Origin of the sequence: Endozoicomonas sp. SESOKO2, from assembly GCF_024606245.1 — a bacterium.
GTDB lineage: Bacteria > Pseudomonadota > Gammaproteobacteria > Pseudomonadales > Endozoicomonadaceae > Endozoicomonas_A.
Genome location: NZ_JAHHPQ010000634.1, coordinates 1 through 1,913 on the forward strand (window position 1 = coordinate 1; position 1,913 = coordinate 1,913).

A 1,913-nucleotide genomic window follows, 5' to 3' on the forward strand; every position below is an offset into this window, starting at 1 on the left:
ACATGCTATCCGGCTGCAGTCCTGGCCAGGCACGAACTTTCATGATTTTACCGTGACTCACTATCCAGCCTGTCCAGAATCTTCAGAGCTTCCTTTGGATTACCTGATTCTGCTCTGACCAAATAACGGTTATAGGTATCAAACTCTGCCAAGGCGATGGTCGATAATTCATCCATCAATTTGTTCAGACTGATATTTCTGGACTTGGCCAATTGCTTCAAGCGTTCATGTTTTTCTTCGGTCAGTCGAATGGTAAGTACGCTCATTGCCTGATCTCCCTGATAAAGTCTTCTGGATTACAAATGGTCAGGTGGTTAAACCTCAGTTCTCCGCGACCAACATCTTTAATGTTCTTGGTGATGATATGGCTGGCACCACCAGCCATTGCCAGTTCTACCAGGTGATTGTCAGCTTCGTCTGGTAAGTTTGGCCGCCAGAGATAATAGATCTCAACCCACTGGGTAATACTTAGCAGCGCGTTGAGCACCTGCTCACGTTCCGACTCGGTAGTACGGCTTTTATTCCAGAGCACTGGCCTGTTTAACAGCGACTCATACTCGGTATAAAGTGCATTGCCCATCAGAGGGTTCAACTGGCGATTCAGACACAACCTGAGAATTTCCCGGCTTGCGCCGCCAATACCGAGAAGCGCCGAAACAAAGCAGCTGGTATCAAGTACAATGGTTTTCATGAATTCAATGATAGCACATATGCTATCAAAAAAATATTTACTAATGACAGTGCCAACCTGCTTTTAGGTGGGCCTAAGATATCCATAGCCGCATACCAGATGAATTGAATGAAGCTATCGTCTGGTGAGTTAGTCGGGCAATAGCAAAATATTTAAAGCCCAAGACGAACCAATGGCAAGGTGATAGCTATCCGATCCAAGAAACAAGCCATGCTCGCAAAGAAAACCAGATGCAGTTAGCCGGGTAGCCTATTTAATCGCAGGGCAGCCAGTCATCCTCAATAACTTGCCCGAAGGTCCAGGGGCAGTCAGGTGAGAAACTGTTGTTATTGAGCTGCTGGTGCTTCTGCACGTAGCGGTTCATTTCTTTAATAGCCATGCGCTTGGCACTAGGGTAAACCTCACGGAGTATTACGTCGGTCTCCCGTTTCAGAGATGGGTTTCTGCGGAGTAGCGACCCTATGGCATCCCTCGCCCTGTCTATGCTTGCAAACCATTCACGACAATTATATGGCTCCGGCAGCACCGGATTGATAACTTCTACCTGATACTGGTATTTCAGCAGATGTAATAAAAGAATCTTCAGATGTGATTCAAGTGTATGGTGGTTATTCCCCATTTCCTGTTCCATTGCCTCTAGCAGGTTGGGTATATCCAGTTCGTTAAGCCTGTTGTTTTTCAGAAGCTCACGTTGCCGGGCGATCCAGCCGTGATAATCGGTGTTATAGAGGTTTTCCATGATCATCTCTTAATGTTTAACTCCATTGGCCTTCCAACCTAGATCAACTTTTGTAAGTTATCCAGTTATTTCATAATGCATATGCGTCCCTTTGCTGATGCCTGGCCGACCTTCACCTCAGAACCAAATATCCAACAGACTATTGGATCAGGGAAAAATGATGAAAACCCCTGAAATTATTGGCACGTAGCTTATATTTGTTTTCTTTTTAATACGTCTATGGCCTTATAACTGCACACTAGGGTAAGGCCGCAGCATGAATGCTCACGATTTGATTTCACAACTCTCTATTATCAGTGACCCTCTGCAAGCTTGGAAAGTCGGCCACAAGCTAACAGACATCCTTTTGTTGACCATCTGCGCTGTTATTGTCGGCAATTCATAGGGTTAGTGCTTTCTCTGCGGCCAATAACGTGGGGCTGGGACAGCTTAAAACAGAAGAGAAATCTAATGAAATAACCGCCATCCCCGAACTCCTGAAGC

General features: G+C 45.6%; 3 protein-coding genes and 1 pseudogene. 1 reads left to right on the plus strand and 3 read right to left on the minus strand.

What is annotated here, in order from left to right:
- Positions 1–47 precede the first annotated feature (47 nt).
- The 3 genes from KDK17_RS15565 to KDK17_RS15575 form a co-directional block, all read right to left on the minus strand.
- Positions 48–266, minus strand: a complete 219-nt coding sequence (locus KDK17_RS15565; protein ID WP_257255553.1) for a toxin-antitoxin system HicB family antitoxin — start codon at positions 264–266, stop codon at positions 48–50.
- Positions 263–691, minus strand: coding sequence for a putative toxin-antitoxin system toxin component, PIN family (locus KDK17_RS15570; RefSeq protein ID WP_257288470.1), 429 nt, complete (start codon positions 689–691; stop codon positions 263–265). The genes KDK17_RS15565 and KDK17_RS15570 overlap by 4 nt, the downstream gene beginning before the upstream one ends.
- Before the next feature lie 253 nt (positions 692–944).
- Positions 945–1,430: a DUF29 domain-containing protein gene (locus tag KDK17_RS15575; RefSeq protein ID WP_257255551.1), complete on the minus strand. Its 486-nt coding sequence runs from the start codon at positions 1,428–1,430 to the stop codon at positions 945–947.
- Between the two features lie 256 nt (positions 1,431–1,686).
- Here KDK17_RS15575 and KDK17_RS15580 point away from each other — a divergent pair.
- Positions 1,687–1,913, plus strand: a pseudogene (locus KDK17_RS15580) (hypothetical protein); the annotation flags it as partial.

Excerpts from the sequence above, each read along its gene's own strand:
- KDK17_RS15565 (WP_257255553.1), bottom strand. The coding sequence starts at position 266 with ATGAGCGTACTTACCATTCGACTGACCGAAGAAAAACATGAACGCTTG.
- KDK17_RS15570 (WP_257288470.1), bottom strand. The coding sequence starts at position 691 with ATGAAAACCATTGTACTTGATACCAGCTGCTTTGTTTCGGCGCTTCTC.
- KDK17_RS15575 (WP_257255551.1), bottom strand. The coding sequence starts at position 1,430 with ATGGAAAACCTCTATAACACCGATTATCACGGCTGGATCGCCCGGCAA.